The organism is Caballeronia sp. GAFFF2, from assembly GCF_023631485.1.
GTDB lineage: Bacteria > Pseudomonadota > Gammaproteobacteria > Burkholderiales > Burkholderiaceae > Caballeronia.
The window spans coordinates 1-15,409 of the sequence record NZ_JALQDA010000031.1; the positions used below are offsets into that span (position 1 = coordinate 1).

The window sequence follows — 15,409 nt, forward strand, 5'->3', positions numbered from 1 at the left end:
CCTCCACTGGCTCGATTCCCATATTTGTCACGGACCACAAACTCCGTCAGGTTGTACGGCGTGTAGTTCATACCCTCCGCGCTCAACCCACCATACACTGGCTCAGAAGAAAAAAAGTCGCAGCCCGCAAGAAAGACGGTTGCCAGGGCCAAAAAAAGGAAATGCCAGAACAACCTTGATAGGTTCATTCGTTTGTAGCCCATTGGCTTATCTCATCAATTCAGTGTACGTCGCGATGGCAAGCACGTATCAAGAACACTAGTCGAGGAATCCATACGGCAAACCCGTAACCGCTCAACTCTCCGCCACCTGTTTAATCACGTCAGGAGTAAGTCCGCTCAAAGCCTCCCGATGCGATATCTCGCCGTTTCGCGCTCGTTGCAGACGCTCCTGAATCACCGGATGCTCGTCGAAACGAGGCGAAAGCACGATGCCCTTCGAGACGTAATTCAGGAAGTCGTCTTTCTCTCTTAGACGATAGCGGCTGGCTCGTTCGAGTTGCTCGGTGACAAGCAGGTACAGCGCAAAATCGCTCTTCTCGTCGAGCCTCACGCCATACATTTCGCGCAATTGCATCGCGAGTTTGTCCGCATGGCCAAGCGCAAATAATCGCGCGTGCTGATCCGACGACAGAAGTAATGGCGCATCCGCTCGCGCTGGCTTCGAAGCCCCATCGCTCCGCCAGACGATCTCGCCTTGATCGCGATTTCGAAACCAGATTTCCCTGCAGGGCGCGATAAAACAATATGCCTGCTCGTCGGTCCAGACGCTTCGAATACGCGCAAGAATGCGGTTGTCGTAAAAGTGCAGAAAGTACTCGCGCTTGTCGGGTATCGCGTAACGCGTGTAGTGTTTCAAATGCTCATCCAGCTCTGTCAACGAAAGAGGTGACCAGATCCAGGTGAGCATGAATCCCGAGGCGCCTTCCATCCAGATGCGTCGAGCAAGTCGGCCCGCCAGCTCTTGCGGGTCGTGAAGCGCCAGGCGTTCGACATGAATCAAATACGGTGCGATATCCGTATAGGAGTCGAGCACGGAACCATGCCAAAGCGAAGTCCAAGCGAGGCCTTTTACTTTCGGAAATAGCTTGTCGATTCCCGGGCTGCCACGAGTATCCACGAGCAGATATAGATTGACGGATTGCTCGTGCATGAACGAATCGAATTGAGCCAGCAGCCGATGTCGCCATTGCTCCCAATCCATATCGGCATCTTGCGCGGAAGGTGTCGCGATCATGTTTTCCATCACGCCACCTCGGTCATTGCTTCGACGCCGCGGTGCGCATCCATCAGACACTGCTTGCACGGGCCAATCGGCATTTCGGGCATGGGGAGCGACAGATTGCCGGGGCCTGACAGTTGAAGCTGCCGCACTTGAGCAGAATGCTGCCTGGTGCGCCCAGTTCGATGTTGCCGCCTTCAATCTTGATATAAGCTCCGCCGCTCGTGAGCGTGAGCGCGCCTTTCGACTGTGCCGTAACAGCGCCGTCGATGCTGTTGAAGTGCATGTCCTTCGACGCGGACAGCTCCATGCCGCCTGTGCGTGCATGAACCACGATATCCTGCTTGGCAGCGGTCAGCCGCATGCCCTGAGACTGCGCAAAGAGTGACACCTGGCGACCTGCTGCCACCGTGAAATTGCGCATTACGCCGATATCGGCGTTGCCACCGGCAGTAGCAATCAAGTTTTGGTCTGCATTCAACTGCAGGTGTTCACCCGACGTGATCCCGATGCCCGAAGGGCCGCTCATGAGCACGACGGACTGTTTGAGCCCGTCGAGTGCGTCGCTAAAGAGCGCTTTCTGCTTCTGCAGGTCAGCGACTACGGCTTCGGCCGACTGCACAGCCTGGTTCAGCAACTCGATGCGCTCGATCGCGCGCTTCAACTGCTCTTGCGCCGCAGCCATGTCGAGTTGCGCGCCCGTAGCTTTCCTTTGCACTTCGGCCGTCAGCAGCAGACCCTTTCCGCCTCTCACCGCTATATGCTCATCCGAGCGTAACTCTGCGCCGCGACCGCGCTCCTTGCGCCCTTCGTCGACCATATGCCCGAGATTGAGCTCGCTGGTCTGATACGGCGTGGTCAGGTGGATATGCTCGACCCCCGCCTTGTCCTCCATGCGCAACTCATTCTCCGCAGCCGAGCGGATAATATTTCGCGTGTGATTGAGGTTATTGACGAGGTCCGGATTGAGGCTGTCATGCAACGCGCCTACGATGATTGGTCTGTTTGGATCTTGTGCCGTAAAAACCAGCGCCACCTCGGTTCCGTCGATCAGCGGCATGTGATGACCGTAGTTAGGTCCCGCATACGGCCGTGCCATCCGGATAGGGCGACTGCGTCCACCCGGACTCCACTCGTCCAAATCGAACGGCATCTTCGTGACGTACAGGCCCTTCTCCGTGAGATAGCTGTACTTGTACTTGCCTGGAGAATCTATCCGCGCGGGAAGAGTTCCTGCGATCTTCGGTCGCTCGATCTTGTCGATGCTCGTGCGCCATCTCCGATCTGCGGGAATCGCCCGGAAAGCGCACCAATACGACGTACCGCGTCCACCTCCGCAGCGTACCGACGTGACAAAGAGACCATGCGGCGCGTCCTTCGGATTCACGTCCAGACGCATTACCTCACCTGCCTCGAGGGAGAACGGATTGCCTCGACCTGAATAGCTGATCTGCTCCGCCAGATGCGCCTCATGACGAATCAGCGCAATCGTCTTGCCTTCTTCTTGCGTCTCATAGTGTTCGCCCCAATGGTTGTCCACGCCATCAGTGGTTTTATCGGCAGGCGCGGCATTGGACTCGACTAGCAATGAGACATCCGCTTGCCGATGGTTGTAATCGTCGAGCTGAATTGCTTCGGGCACGCGCCGGGTGATCGTTTTGAGCGAACGAAGCGATTCCGCACCCGCGCTTTCCAAACCGGAATGAAGACGATAAGGAACGACGCGCTGTTTGCGCGCGTAGGCATCGAGATCGTCGCCGAAAATCATGGCGGTACCATTGGACTTCTGCTCGAAGCGAAACCACAGCCCTTCCTCTGCGCAAAGTCGCTGAATGAAGGCGAACGTCGTCTCGTGATATTGAGTCACGTACTCGCGGCGCTTGTATTTGCCGCGAAGCTTCATAAAATCGAAATCCACGCCAAGGCGATAGCCGTAGTGGCGCAATGTATCGGTGATGATTTCCACGACGGATTGCATCTGGAACAGCCTGCTTTTGCGGGCGCGGGCGAGATCCGCGATCCTGGGGACGAGCACGACGCGGTAACGCGTCTCGTCGGCGGACATTCCGAGTTGCTCAAAGCGGCAGATCATCCCGTGCGTGACGTACGACTTCGGCATCTTGCTAAAGTCCTTCCAGCGCTCACCGAACATTCTTTGCAGATACCCTTGATCGGGATCAACAGGATCGATGGTAAATGTCGCTGGTCGGCCGACGACTTGGTCCATTGGAATATCGGCGACCGGGCTCGTGAAATCTATTTGATATTCATAGAGCTCACTGACGCTCGCTTTGCCGGAAAATCTAAGCACGGAGACGGGAAAGGACTGCGGCTTGAGTTGTAGCGTATAGGCCTGACTTGGCAATACCATCGACATCTAAATACATCTCCTATGAATCTCTTTTGATGCGCACGACATTTCGATCCAGCGTTTCGGCATCCTGATCGCACTGCGTAGTTCTTTGCCCTGAGATCGACGAATCGCTAGTCGAACTCAATTCAGGCCAGTAAGGAATTGTTGCCGAAAAAATCGCTGCTCGTGCGCAGCCAATCTCTCCGCAATGCGATGCTCGACTATAAGAATTTCTGCAGATTCATCGACTTAACAAGCCATTTGGATATCGATGCAGTATTCTATTTTTAGGAGTTTTCTGATGACCCAAAGGGCTTTCTCGCTGATACATCGGCCACATCTTTACCGAGGCTGCAGTCAGTCACGCGCCCAAAGAAGGCCGCCGTCAGAGCTTCCACCGACGGCGGTCATGTGACTTCCTAACGCGATCCTCGCACGCGCGCCAGAACAGGCAACACTCGTCTCACAACTTCGTCACCTGCAACATCGCATCAGCAAACTCCCTCGGCGCTTCCTGCGGAAAGTTGTGTCCGACACCCCCGCCCAGCGTGCGATGCACATACTTGCCCGTAAACTTCTTCGCATACGCAGCAGGTTCGGGATGCGGCGCGCCGTTGGCATCGCCTTCCAGCGTGATGGTGGGCACGGAGATGGTCGGGCCTGCCGCAAGACGCTGTTCGAGCGCGTCGTATTGCGCTTCGCCCTGTACAAGCCCGAGCCGCCAGCGATAGTTATGAATGACCACCGCGACATGGTCCGGGTTCTGGAACGATGCGGCCGAGCGTTCGTACGTGGCATCGTCGAAATTCCACTTCGGTGACGCAAGCTGCCAGATCAGCTTGTTGAAGGCATCGCGATTGGCCGCATAACCCAGCGCGCCACGCTCCGTCGAGAAATAGTACTGATACCACCACTGGAACTCCGCCTTGGGCGGCAGCGGCTTTTTGTTCGCCTCCTGACTGCCGATGAGATACCCGCTCACCGACACCAGCGCCTTCACGCGCTCCGGCCACAATGCAGCGATGCAATCTGCCGTGCGCGCACCCCAGTCGTAACCACCGAAGATGGCCTGCTCGATCTTGAGCGCATCCATGAGCGCGACGATATCCACCGCTGTCACGACCTGTTGACCGTTGCGCACGGTATCGGCGGAAAGGAAGCGCGTGGAGCCATAGCCACGCAGATACGGCACGATCACGCGATAACCGGCCGCGGCCAGAATAGGCGCAACCTCGGCATAGCTGTGGATGTCGTAAGGCCAGCCATGCAGCAGAAACACGACCGTGCCATTGGCGGGCCCGAGTTCCGCATAGCCGACGTTGAGCTTGCCCGCATCGATCTGCCTGATCGGGCCAAACGACGCGCCCGCGCTCGTCGCTCTAACAGTGGACGATTGCGCCTTCGCGAACGTGCTGAAGCCGAAGTCCGCAAGGGCGACGCTTGCAAGCGTCGTCCCAAGCATAAGACGACGCCGTTGATTGACGGGTTCTGACATGACCAGACCTCCTTATCGATTGGTTCGGGAATTTTCGTGGGTCCACTTGAAGAGTGGCCTCGACGGTTTTATATCCCAGCCGATCAGGAGCGATGTATCTCAGTGTATCCGTCCATTCAATCTACACATCGCGATTCAAAAGCGCGGAATACTCAGCGCTTTTTGTAGTTTGCAAACACCTCTTTGCGGATGGAGCCATGCACGCCCCAGTTCGCATCGACAACCTGCGTCACGCCGAAATCCGCCGCCACGGACATGAGCGCGATGGCCTCGTCTTCGCTCAGTCCATGAACCGTCATCAAGAAGCGCCGCAGTTTGCGAAAGGCATCGCGCATGGCACGGTCGAGGCTCGCGTGTTGGGCGACTTCGAGTTGCGCGTTGGCGCCGAGTTCGGCGAGATAGTTCGGAAACGTAAAGCCATACACGGACCATTGCTGATCCGTTTCGAGCAGCGGATGCGTCAGTCCTTCGAGCAACGTGCCTTCGAGATCCGCCTGCTTGTGCAGGATGAATTCGAAGTCACCCGTGAGCGACGTTTCAATGGCCGTGCCGCCGAGTTCGCTGTCGCCTTGCGCCGCGTGCGGATCGCCGACTGAAAACAGCGCGCCCGCAACGGCCACCGGGTAATACATCTTCGAACCCTTGCCGATACGCCAGTCGTCGATATTGCCGCCGGTATAGCTCGGAGGAATCGAGCTGACATAGTCCGCTTCGGCGGGCGCCACACCCATGGTGCCGAAATGCAGCCGCGCCGGCACGCGTATGTCGGGCAGGATGTTCTCGCGCTTCTTCACCAGCCGATGATCCACCTGCACGCCAGGATAATCGATGGTCGCATGCACGATGCCGTCCGGGTCGGTCTGCGGCGTCCACACATAGTTGTAGACGGCGCGCGCATACGGCTCGCCGGAAGTATCGAGTTCGAAGATCGTCACGACTTCGCGCGGCTTCGGCTCCTCGATCAGATCGTGATACTGAAAGCCCCACGACGCCGCCACGTTCGAGCCGAAGCATTTGCCCGCATGACACGCGTTGCAACTCGGGCGCGGCCGTACATCGAGGATGCGCACTTCGAGTACATCGCCGGGTTCGGCGCCTTCTATCTCGACAGGCCCGGTCAGCAGATGCACGCCGACGCCTTCGCCATCGCCCAGCTTGAAGGGACCTTCTGTCGGGCCAGCGCCGCGCCGCGATACGCCCTTGTGCTCGCGCGTCCATTCGAACACGCTCTGCGCGCCGGGGTCGCCCGCGACCATGCGCTCGTGGTCGTCGTTGGCATGATGCGTCAGCGTTTCGATGGTGGCGCGGTCGCCCGACTTGAGCGTGAGACGCGGCTCTACCCGTTTGCTGAAGTATCCCCAATGCACGGTGGATGATGAAACGGGCAGCGTGTAATGCTTCATTGAATCGTCCTCGGCTTTAGGGTTTTAATGCACCGTTTCGAGCGTGCTGCCCGCGCCCATCACGTTGAGAAAGCGCGCAGTCAGCGGATGATGCGGATGCGTCAACACCTGATGCGCCGGCCCTTCCTCGACCACCGTTCCGCCGCTCAAGAACACCACGCGGTCGGCCACTTCATCGGCGAAGCGCAACTGATGCGTCGAGATGATCATGGTGAGGCCGTCGTCGAGCGCGAGACGGCGGATCACTTCGAGCACTTCGCCGACCAGTTCGGGATCGAGCGCGGATGTCGGCTCGTCGAGCAGCAGCACGCGCGGGTTCGGCGCAAGCGCACGCGCTATGGCCACACGCTGTTGCTGGCCACCCGACAGATGACGCGGCAAGGCATCAGCGCGATGCACGAGGCCCACGCGTTCGAGCAAGGCATCGGCGCGACGGTTGGCATCGGCGAGCGTTGCGCCGTGCACCCATACGAGCGGCAAGGCAATGTTCTCGCGCGCCGTCAGATGACTGAACAGATTGAATTGCTGAAACACCATGGCGACGCCGAGACTCGCACGTTCTCGCGCCAGCTCGCGCGGATTCATTCGCCGCCCGTCATCGCGAAAGCCGAGACGCCGGCCGCCCACGCGTATCTCGCCTTCGCTCCATTGCTCCAGATGATTGATGCAGCGAAGCAGCGTGCTCTTGCCCGAACCGCTCGGCCCGAGCAACGCGACGACTTCGCCGGAGCGGATGTCGAGGTCGAAGCCATTCAGCACGGCCTGTTCGCCGTAACGCTTGTGAACGCCACTGATCTGCACGGCCACGCCGTTGCGGGCCAGCGTGTCGTAGCGGCGCGCGCGTTCGGCGGCCGTGATCGGCGCGAAGACGGGCGGCAAGTCGCCGGGACTCGCGGGTTTCGGTGCGGGCGCGGGTTTGCGTCGTCCCCAGAAACCGCCGCCCGTGCTCGCGCGATCCAGATCGAGCGCTCGTTCGATCATCAACTGAATCGCTGCGATGGCGCCCGTGAGACACAGATACAAAAGCCCCGACGCGAAGAAGATCGAAAAGAAGTCGAACGTAGACGATGCAAGCTGCGTGCTACGCAAGGTCAGTTCGCCGACCGAGATCACCGACGCCAGCGACGAGTTCTTCAGTGCGCTGACCGTTTCGTTGCCAAGCGCGGGGATCATCGAACGAATCGCCTGTGGCGCGATGATTCTGCGCATCAGCACGCCCGGCGTCATGCCGAGCGCCTGCCCCGCGAGTGTTTGTCCGCGATCCACGCCGAGCACGCCCGAGCGGAATATCTCGGCGATGAACGGCGCTTCGTTCGCGGCGAGCGCGAGGCCCGCCGCGCCGATCGCGCTCAGTTTGATGCCGATATGCGGCAAGGCATCGTAGGCGAACACCAGTTGCAGAATCAGCGGCGTGCCGCGAAAGATCACCGTGTAGCCGCGCGCGATCGCCGCGAGCGGCCCGATACGGCTCAGTTGCATGGCCGCGAGCACGAGTCCCAGCACGAGGCCGCCCGCGAGTCCTAGCAAGGTCACGGCGATCGTGAAGCGGATGCCGTCCAGAAGATACGGCAGGCCGAGATAGTGAAGGAACAGGTCCATGAGCCGATGCTTCCCGTGCTTACTTCGCGACGATCAATTGCGGCGCGGCTAGGTTCTCCACGCCGAGGCCCCACTTCTTGAGCAAGTCCGACTGTGCGCCGCTCTTCTGAATGGCGACGAGCGCGGCCATCACGGCATCGCGGAAATCAGGCTTGTCTTTCGGCACGCCGATACCCACGAAATACGGCAAGGTCACCGCCGTCGCTTTTTCGAGCTTGTCCGGATACGCCTTGACGGCCTGATCGACCGTGTTCACGTCGTTGATATACGTATCTGCGCGGCCGGCGAGAATGGCCTGGATGCAGTTGGCGTTGTTGTCGTAAAGCTGCACGGTGGCTTCCGGCTTGCCTGCCGCCTTGCATTGCGGCGCGAGCGCCTGAACCAGCGGCACTTCCACGTAGCCGGTGTTTTCAGCGGCGGTCGTGCCGCACATCGACGTGTTGATGCCGGTAATTTTCTTGGGGTTGCCCTTCGCGACGAGCACGCCGTCGAACACCTTCGAATACGTGATGAAATCGGCGGCTTTGGCGCGTTCCTCGGTTGCGTAGATGTCGGAGATGACGATGTCGGCCTGACCGCTCTGCAGCGTCGTGAGCAACGCGGCGAAGGTGACGGGCTTGTACGCCATCGTGAAGCCGAGACACTGCGCGATCATCTCGCCCAAGTCGATATCGAAGCCGACGTACTTGCTCGGATCGTTCGGATCGAGCGCTTCATAGCCCGGCGTGTGCGGATTGATCGCATTGGTGAGCGTCTTGCCCTTGAACTGTGGATACTTCGCCTGCAACGCGCTGCATTCGGCGGGCGATGCGGCGTGTGCTTGCCCCGCGAACGCGAACAGCGACGCGCACAAAGCGCCGAGCCACACGCGAGCTAAACGGCCCATGAGATTCCTTTGCATCGATACGCTCCTGGCGGCTCTTGACCGCTGATGACGATTGACTTGCGATGCCCCGAGCGTAGGCGACCGAAATCCCGCTAACTTGTCTGGCTGCGCACAACTGCTGGTCCTCACGTGCACGCTCGTCCAACAACCGCTTTCGCCGGTACCGCCGTGTCGCGCGCGAGTGCATGCATGCGCCGCGATGGCGCATGCATGCACTGTGGTTCGGCACGCCTTGCATCGCGTCGCCGCATGGCCGCGATGGCGCGGGAGTTGCTTTTCGAAAGCACGTCTTTGCTGCTATTCGTGGAGTTTTCGCTTGAACCTGTCGCGCTTCACCACCGAGTCGTATCCCGAGTTCGAACGTCGACATGAATGGAAAGCGGCGCTCGCGCGCCTGGGGTGGCACGGCAAGATAGAAGGCGGCGAACGCGGTCTTCAAGGCACGCTGACGTCGCGTGTATCGGCGGGCGGCATCGAGTTCACGACGATCGCCTCGGCCGCGCAGACGCTCGAACTGAGCGCCGATCAAAGCGGCAGTCTCATGCTCGTATTGCTGATCGATGGCGACGCCACGCTCGTCGCCGACGGCCTGCGCGAACGCGTGAGCCCGCATGACATCGTGTATGCGGCATCGGGACAAAGCGCGTCGCTGATCTTCGCGGGGCGCTTTCGCGCCTTTATCGTGCGTTCGCCGAAGAGCGCGATCAACGCGCGCTTGCTCTCGCCGCTTTCGTTGCGCGTGGCGCTGCTGCCGGGCGCAACGGGCATGGGCCATATCTTCTCGGGCTTCTTGCGCTCGGTGGTCGAGAGCCTCGAGACCTTGAGCGCCGATGAATTGCGTCCCACCGAACTCGCGCTCGCGGAAATGCTCGTCGCGTGTCTTGCGGGACAGGAACGCAAGGGCTCGTTCAACGGACTCACGCCATCGCAGGCGGCGCTGTTCTCGCGGCTATGCCGCTTCATCGAAGCGAATCTCGCCGAATCGACCTTGAGCGTCGCCACGCTTGCAAAGGACGAGCGCGTGTCGCCACGCTATGTGCAGAAGCTTTTCGAACTCGCCGGACAGAGCTTTTCGACCTATGTGCGCTCACGCCGTCTTGAGCGATGCCGCGCGGAACTGGCCGATCCGCTCTCCGAGAAAGTATCGATATCGGACATCTGCTTTCGCTGGGGCTTCAACGATCCCGCGCATTTCAGCCGCGTGTTTCGCGAACGTTACGGCGCGTCGCCGCGCACCTTCAGGCACGAGGCGAGCCTTGAAATAGCGCGTCATCTGGTGCGAAGTCTCTCGCGCGGCTTGCCGGTCAATGCGGCGAGCCTGATCGCGCAGGCGCGTCAGGATCATGCGGGCGATACGCTCGTCGCCGTGCGTGAAGAACTCGATGCCGTGCATATCGAACCTCGGCTCGGACGCGACAAGCCGCGCCATCATCTGCTGCGCGCAACGGCAAATACCGTGCATTGGGGCTATTTCAGCCACGATCTGAAGCCCGTGCTCGAAGTACAGAGCGGCGACACCGTGACCGTGGAAGCGCTCACGCAACATGCCGCGGATGATTGGGATCGTATGATCGCGGGCGATCCCGGCGCCGAGAGCGTGTTCCACTGGACCGCCGAGCGCAAGAACGTGGACCGGCGCGGCGCGGGACCGATGAACGCATCGATCTACGGACGCGGCGCGGGCGAAGGCTTCGGCGTGCATATCTGCACGGGACCGATTGCCGTCACGGGCGCGGAGCCGGGCGACGTGCTCGAAGTGCGGATCGTCGATATTCATCCGCGCCGCTGCGCGAACCCGAAATATCATGGCCGCGCATTTGGCAGCAACGCCGCCGCGTGGTGGGGCTTTCACTATCGCGAGCTCTTGACCGAGCCCAAGCCTCGCGAAGTCGTGACCATCTACGAGCTTCATACGGATACCGAACGCGTCGACGAGAGCGCCTATGCGCGCGCCGTCTACAACTATCGTTGGACGCCGCAACGCGATCCGTTCGGCGTGATGCATCCGATCATCGATTATCCCGGCGTGCCTGTCGATCATTCGACCGTCGTCGAAAATCACAACGTGCTGAAGAACGTCACCATTCCGGTGCGGCCGCATTTCGGCGTGATCGGCGTCGCGCCTCGCCAGAACGGTCTGATCGATTCGATCCCGCCTTCGGCCTTCGGCGGCAATCTCGACAACTGGCGCGTGGGACCGGGTGCAAGCGTGTTTCTGCCAGTGGGCGTGGCGGGCGCGCTGCTTTCCATCGGCGACCCGCATGCGTCGCAAGGAGACTCCGAGTTGTGCGGCACGGCTATCGAATGCTCGCTTACGGGCGACTTCGAACTGATCCTGCACAAGAAGCACACGCTCGGCTCACAGCCCTTTGCGGACCTCACGTATCCGCTTGTCGAAACCGCCGACGAATGGGTGCTGCACGGCTTCAGCCACGCCGACTATCTCGCGGAATTCGGCACCAGCGCGCAGAGCGAGGTCTATCAGAAGTCCACGCTCGATCAGGCCATGCGCGACGCCTTCATCAAGACGCGCCGCTTTCTCATGTCGACCAAGGGACTGAGCGAAGACGAAGCCATCTCGTTGATGTCGGTGGCCGTGGACTTCGGCGTGACGCAAGTGGTCGATGGCAACTGGGGCGTGCACGCGATCATCCGCAAGGCGCTTTTCACGGATTAGCGCTTATACATGGAGCGCCATCGTTACTGAACCGCCTCGGGCTCCTCGATCGCCCGCGTCAACAATTCGACGAACGCCACCACCGCTTGCGGCAAGGTGCGTCCCGCCATCGTCTGAATCTGCAAGGTGCGCTGATGCAGTTCGGGATTGCTGATGGGCACGGCCGCCATATCGTCACGCTGCAAACGGCTGCGCACGGTGAGGTAGCCGGTCAGCGTGATGGCGTCGGTGCGTTGCACGAAACTCTGCAAGGCCATGTGATAGTTCGCGATGAACACCGGCTCGAAGACGAGCCCTTCGAGACTGCACGAGATATCGAATAACTGACGCAGCGTCACGCCCTGGTTATGCATGGCCATCGGCCATTCGTGGAGATCGGCGAGCGAAACCGACTCGCGTGTCGCCAGCGGATGACCACCGCGCATCAATGCGAACACCGGCGCGCGCTGCGCATAATGCACGTGCACGTCCTTCTCGGGCGCGACGCTGAAGCACACCGCGACATCGTGCGTGCCTTCTCGCACGCGCTGTGTGGCGACCGATGGCGGCGAGACATCGAGTTGAAACTGCGCACGCGGATGCGTCTCCAGAAACCGCGCAAAGGCTTGCGGCAAGAAATCCGGCGCCACGCCTTCGGACGCGGCGACGCGTATCGTCACGCGGCCGCCCGCGCTCAAATCGCGTATTTCATCGATCACGCGCTCGTTTTCCAGATGACTGCGGCGCGCATGATTGGCGAGCAAGCGCCCGGCATCGGTCAAGACCATGCCGCGCGGACGCCGTTCGAATAGCGGTGTGCCCATCTGCTCTTCGAGCTTCGCCATCTGCCTGCTCAATGCCGACACCGCCACGAACAGCCGCTCCGATGCCTTGCTAAGCGAGCCGCTTCGCGCGATTTCGAGGAAGTAACGCAACGCCGTCTCGTCCATTTCCGCCTTCTCGTTCCGCTTCGGGATAACCCTCGATTTGCCTTTTAGGCAAGGGTTCTTGAGAAATATTGTAATTGTCCAGAAATATCGGCGGCGGCAGCATGAGTCACGATTAAAGGGAGAACGACGTGACCCGCGATACCGCCATCCAGCTTGCCACTCAGCGTTATGAGTCCGGCGCGTTCCTCGAAGACCTGCAGCGACGCGTCGGTCTGCGCACCGATAGTCAGGAAGCCGACAGCGGCGCGCGCCTCTTCGCTTACCTCGAAGAAGAACTCACGCCCACGCTCGAGGAATGGGGCTTCGAGTGCCGCATCGTCGAGAATCCGGTGGCGGGCGCGGGGCCATTCCTCATCGCGCATCGCCATGAAGCCGCGGACTTGCCGACGGTGCTTGGCTACGGTCACGGCGATGTCGTACGCGGCTACGACGCGCAATGGTCCGAAGGCCGGTCGCCGTGGCGCGTGACGGTGGAAGGCGAACGCTGGTACGGCCGCGGCACCGCCGACAACAAGGGCCAGCACAGCATCAATCTCGCGGCGCTGAAGGCCGTGCTCGACGCGCGCGAGGGCAAGCTCGGCTTCAATCTGAAGCTGCTGTTCGAGACCGGCGAGGAAGTCGGTTCACCCGGCCTGCATGCGGTGTGTCTCAAGTTGCGCGATGAACTCGCGGCGGACGTGTTGATTGCATCCGACGGACCGCGCCTCGCCGCCAACCGCCCGACGCTCTTTCTCGGATCGCGCGGCGTCATCAATTTCCGTCTCGATGTGAAGCTGCGCGATGGCGCGCATCATTCGGGCAACTGGGGCGGCCTCTTGCGCAATCCGGCCGTGGTGCTGGCAAACGCCATTGCATCCATGGTCGATGAGAACGGCAAGATCGTCATCGAAGGATTGCGGCCGCCGCCGGTGCCGGAATCGGTGCGGCGCGCGCTGGAGGGGATCGTCGTGGGCGGCAATCCCGGCGAACCGGAAGTCGATGCCGACTATGGCGAGCCGGGTCTCACGCCCGCCGAGCGCGTGTTCGGCTGGAACAATATCGAAGTGCTGGCGTTTCGCGCGGGCAATCCCGAGAAGCCCGTCAACGCCATTCCGCCGCATGCGTTCGCGCACATGCAGATTCGCTTCGTCGTCGGCACGAACTGGCGCGAGCTTGCCAGGATCGTGCGCGACCATCTCGATGCGCACGGTTTCACCATGGTCGATATCGAAGTGGAACGCGGCATGCCCGCCACGCGCGTCGATCCTGACAACGCGTGGGTGCAGTGGTCGATCCGTTCGCTGACGCAGACGACTGGCAGCGCGCCCGTGCTCTTGCCGAACCTCGGCGGCACGCTCCCCAACGACGTATTCGCCGATGTGCTCGGCATGCCGACCATCTGGGTGCCGCATTCGTATCCCGGATGCTCGCAGCATGCGCCGGACGAACACATGCTCGCGCCGGTGGTGCGCGAAGGCTTGCGCATCATGGCGGGTCTTTACTGGGACCTCGGCGCGCGCGATGGCAACGTAGCGCCTCGATCGAACGGAGAAGCACGCCATGAGCACTGATTCCGTCACGATATCCCCCGCGCGCGATGAGCCGGCGAAGCATCGCAACGTGGCGCGTCTGATCGTCGCCACGTCTATAGGCAATGCGCTCGAGTTTTACGATCTCGTCGTCTATGGCTACTTCGCAGGCGTATTGTCGAAGCTGTTTTTTCCCACGCAGGATCACACCGTCTCGCTGCTGCTCACCCTCGGCACCTTCGCGCTGTCGTATCTCGCGCGGCCCGTCGGTGCGCTCGTGCTCGGCTCGTATAGCGACCGGCATGGCCGCAAGGCGTCGCTTACGCTGTCCATCGCGATGATGACCGTCGGCACGGCCATGGTCGCGCTCATGCCTTCGTATGCAAGCATCGGCATTGCGGCGCCCATTCTGATCTTCTTGTCGCGTTTGTTGCAGGGCTTTTCGGCGGGCGGCGAGTTCGGCAGTTCGACGGCATTTCTCGTCGAACATGCGCCCGAGCGCAGCGGCTTCATGTCGAGCTGGCAGTTTTCGAGTCAAGGCGCGAGCACGCTGCTCGCGTCGCTCTTTGGTGCCGTGCTGACGAGCACGCTCACGCCTGCGCAGCTCGAAGGCTGGGGATGGCGCATTCCGTTTCTCTTCGGCGTGTTGATCGGACCGATCGGGCTGTATATTCGCCGACGCATGGACGAAACGCCGGAGTTCGAGCAGGCCGAGAAACTGGCGTCGCCCGTGCGCGAGTTGCTCAAGACGCAGAAGGAACGCTTGCTCATCTCCATTGGCTCGCTTGTGCTCACGACCACGGCCAACTACATGCTGCTTTATATGCCGACGTACGCGACGCGGCAGTTGGGCTTGTCGCCGTCGTCGGGCTTCATCGCCACGTTGACGGCGGGCTTCATCATGATGGTGCTCGTGCCGGTGGTGGGACACCTGTCGGACAAATTCGGGCGCATTCGCATCATGCAGGTGACGGGCGTCGTGTTCTTTCTGACCGTTTATCCGGCGTTCATGCTCATGAATGCCCATCCTTCGCTGCCGACCTTGCTCGCCGCGGTGATCTGGGTCGCGTTACTCAAGGCCACCTACTTCGCGCCGATTCCGGCATTGATGGCCGAACTCTTTCCGACCGCCACGCGCACCACGGGCATGGCCTTCGGCTACAACCTCGGCACGACCATTTTCGGCGGCTTCACGCCGCTCGCGGTGGCTTCGTTGATCGCGGTCACGGGCAACAACCTTGCGCCGGGACTGTATCTGATGATCGCTGCGGTCGTGAGCCTCTTTACGCTCGTGTGGGCGCGCATGCGGATCAAGTTGCGCTAAAGCCTTTGCCAGGA

General features: G+C 60.8%; 10 protein-coding genes and 1 pseudogene. 3 read left to right on the forward strand and 8 right to left on the reverse strand.

The annotated features are described in order from the left end of the window. From NCT04_RS24195 to NCT04_RS24230, 7 genes and pseudogenes are all read right to left on the reverse strand, one after another. Positions 1 to 188 (reverse strand): annotated as a pseudogene (locus NCT04_RS24195) (hypothetical protein); the annotation flags it as partial. 106 nt (positions 189 to 294) lie between these two features. Beyond that, positions 295 to 1,245, reverse strand: a complete 951-nt coding sequence (locus NCT04_RS24200) for a DUF4123 domain-containing protein (RefSeq protein WP_250468076.1) — start codon at positions 1,243 to 1,245, stop codon at positions 295 to 297. 43 nt (positions 1,246 to 1,288) lie between these two features. Beyond that, positions 1,289 to 3,598, reverse strand: a complete 2,310-nt coding sequence (locus NCT04_RS24205; RefSeq protein WP_250468051.1) for a type VI secretion system Vgr family protein — start codon at positions 3,596 to 3,598, stop codon at positions 1,289 to 1,291. Between the two features lie 439 nt (positions 3,599 to 4,037). Then, the gene (locus NCT04_RS24210) at positions 4,038 to 5,069 is read right to left on the reverse strand and encodes an alpha/beta fold hydrolase (RefSeq protein ID WP_250468052.1); all 1,032 of its coding nucleotides are present in this window, start codon (positions 5,067 to 5,069) and stop codon (positions 4,038 to 4,040) included. 152 nt (positions 5,070 to 5,221) lie between these two features. After that, positions 5,222 to 6,472 (reverse strand): acetamidase/formamidase family protein, encoded by a 1,251-nt coding sequence (locus NCT04_RS24215; RefSeq protein WP_244831831.1) that lies wholly within the window; start codon positions 6,470 to 6,472, stop codon positions 5,222 to 5,224. A gap of 24 nt (positions 6,473 to 6,496) precedes the next feature. After that, positions 6,497 to 8,071: an amino acid ABC transporter permease/ATP-binding protein gene (locus NCT04_RS34495; RefSeq protein WP_284503553.1), complete on the reverse strand. Its 1,575-nt coding sequence runs from the start codon at positions 8,069 to 8,071 to the stop codon at positions 6,497 to 6,499. Positions 8,072 to 8,090: 19 nt separating this feature from the next. Further along, the gene (locus tag NCT04_RS24230; protein ID WP_244831832.1) at positions 8,091 to 8,972 is read right to left on the reverse strand and encodes an ABC transporter substrate-binding protein; all 882 of its coding nucleotides are present in this window, start codon (positions 8,970 to 8,972) and stop codon (positions 8,091 to 8,093) included. Positions 8,973 to 9,273: 301 nt separating this feature from the next. On the opposite strand from NCT04_RS24230, the gene NCT04_RS24235 reads away from it, so the two are divergent. Next, positions 9,274 to 11,634 carry an acetamidase/formamidase family protein gene (locus tag NCT04_RS24235; protein ID WP_250468053.1) on the forward strand — a complete coding sequence of 787 codons (2,361 nt, stop codon included), beginning with the start codon at positions 9,274 to 9,276 and terminating at the stop codon, positions 11,632 to 11,634. 23 nt (positions 11,635 to 11,657) lie between these two features. Here NCT04_RS24235 and NCT04_RS24240 read toward each other — a convergent pair whose 3' ends face one another. Beyond that, on the reverse strand, positions 11,658 to 12,563 hold the full coding sequence (locus NCT04_RS24240; RefSeq protein WP_250468054.1) for a LysR family transcriptional regulator: 906 nt from the start codon (positions 12,561 to 12,563) through the stop codon (positions 11,658 to 11,660). A gap of 128 nt (positions 12,564 to 12,691) precedes the next feature. On the opposite strand from NCT04_RS24240, the gene NCT04_RS24245 reads away from it, so the two are divergent. Then, a complete protein-coding gene (locus NCT04_RS24245; RefSeq protein ID WP_250468055.1) occupies positions 12,692 to 14,113 on the forward strand; it encodes a M20 family metallopeptidase in 1,422 nt (473 codons plus the stop codon). After that, positions 14,103 to 15,395 carry an MFS transporter gene (locus NCT04_RS24250; protein WP_250468056.1) on the forward strand — a complete coding sequence of 431 codons (1,293 nt, stop codon included), beginning with the start codon at positions 14,103 to 14,105 and terminating at the stop codon, positions 15,393 to 15,395. The genes NCT04_RS24245 and NCT04_RS24250 overlap by 11 nt, the downstream gene beginning before the upstream one ends. Positions 15,396 to 15,409 lie beyond the last annotated feature (14 nt).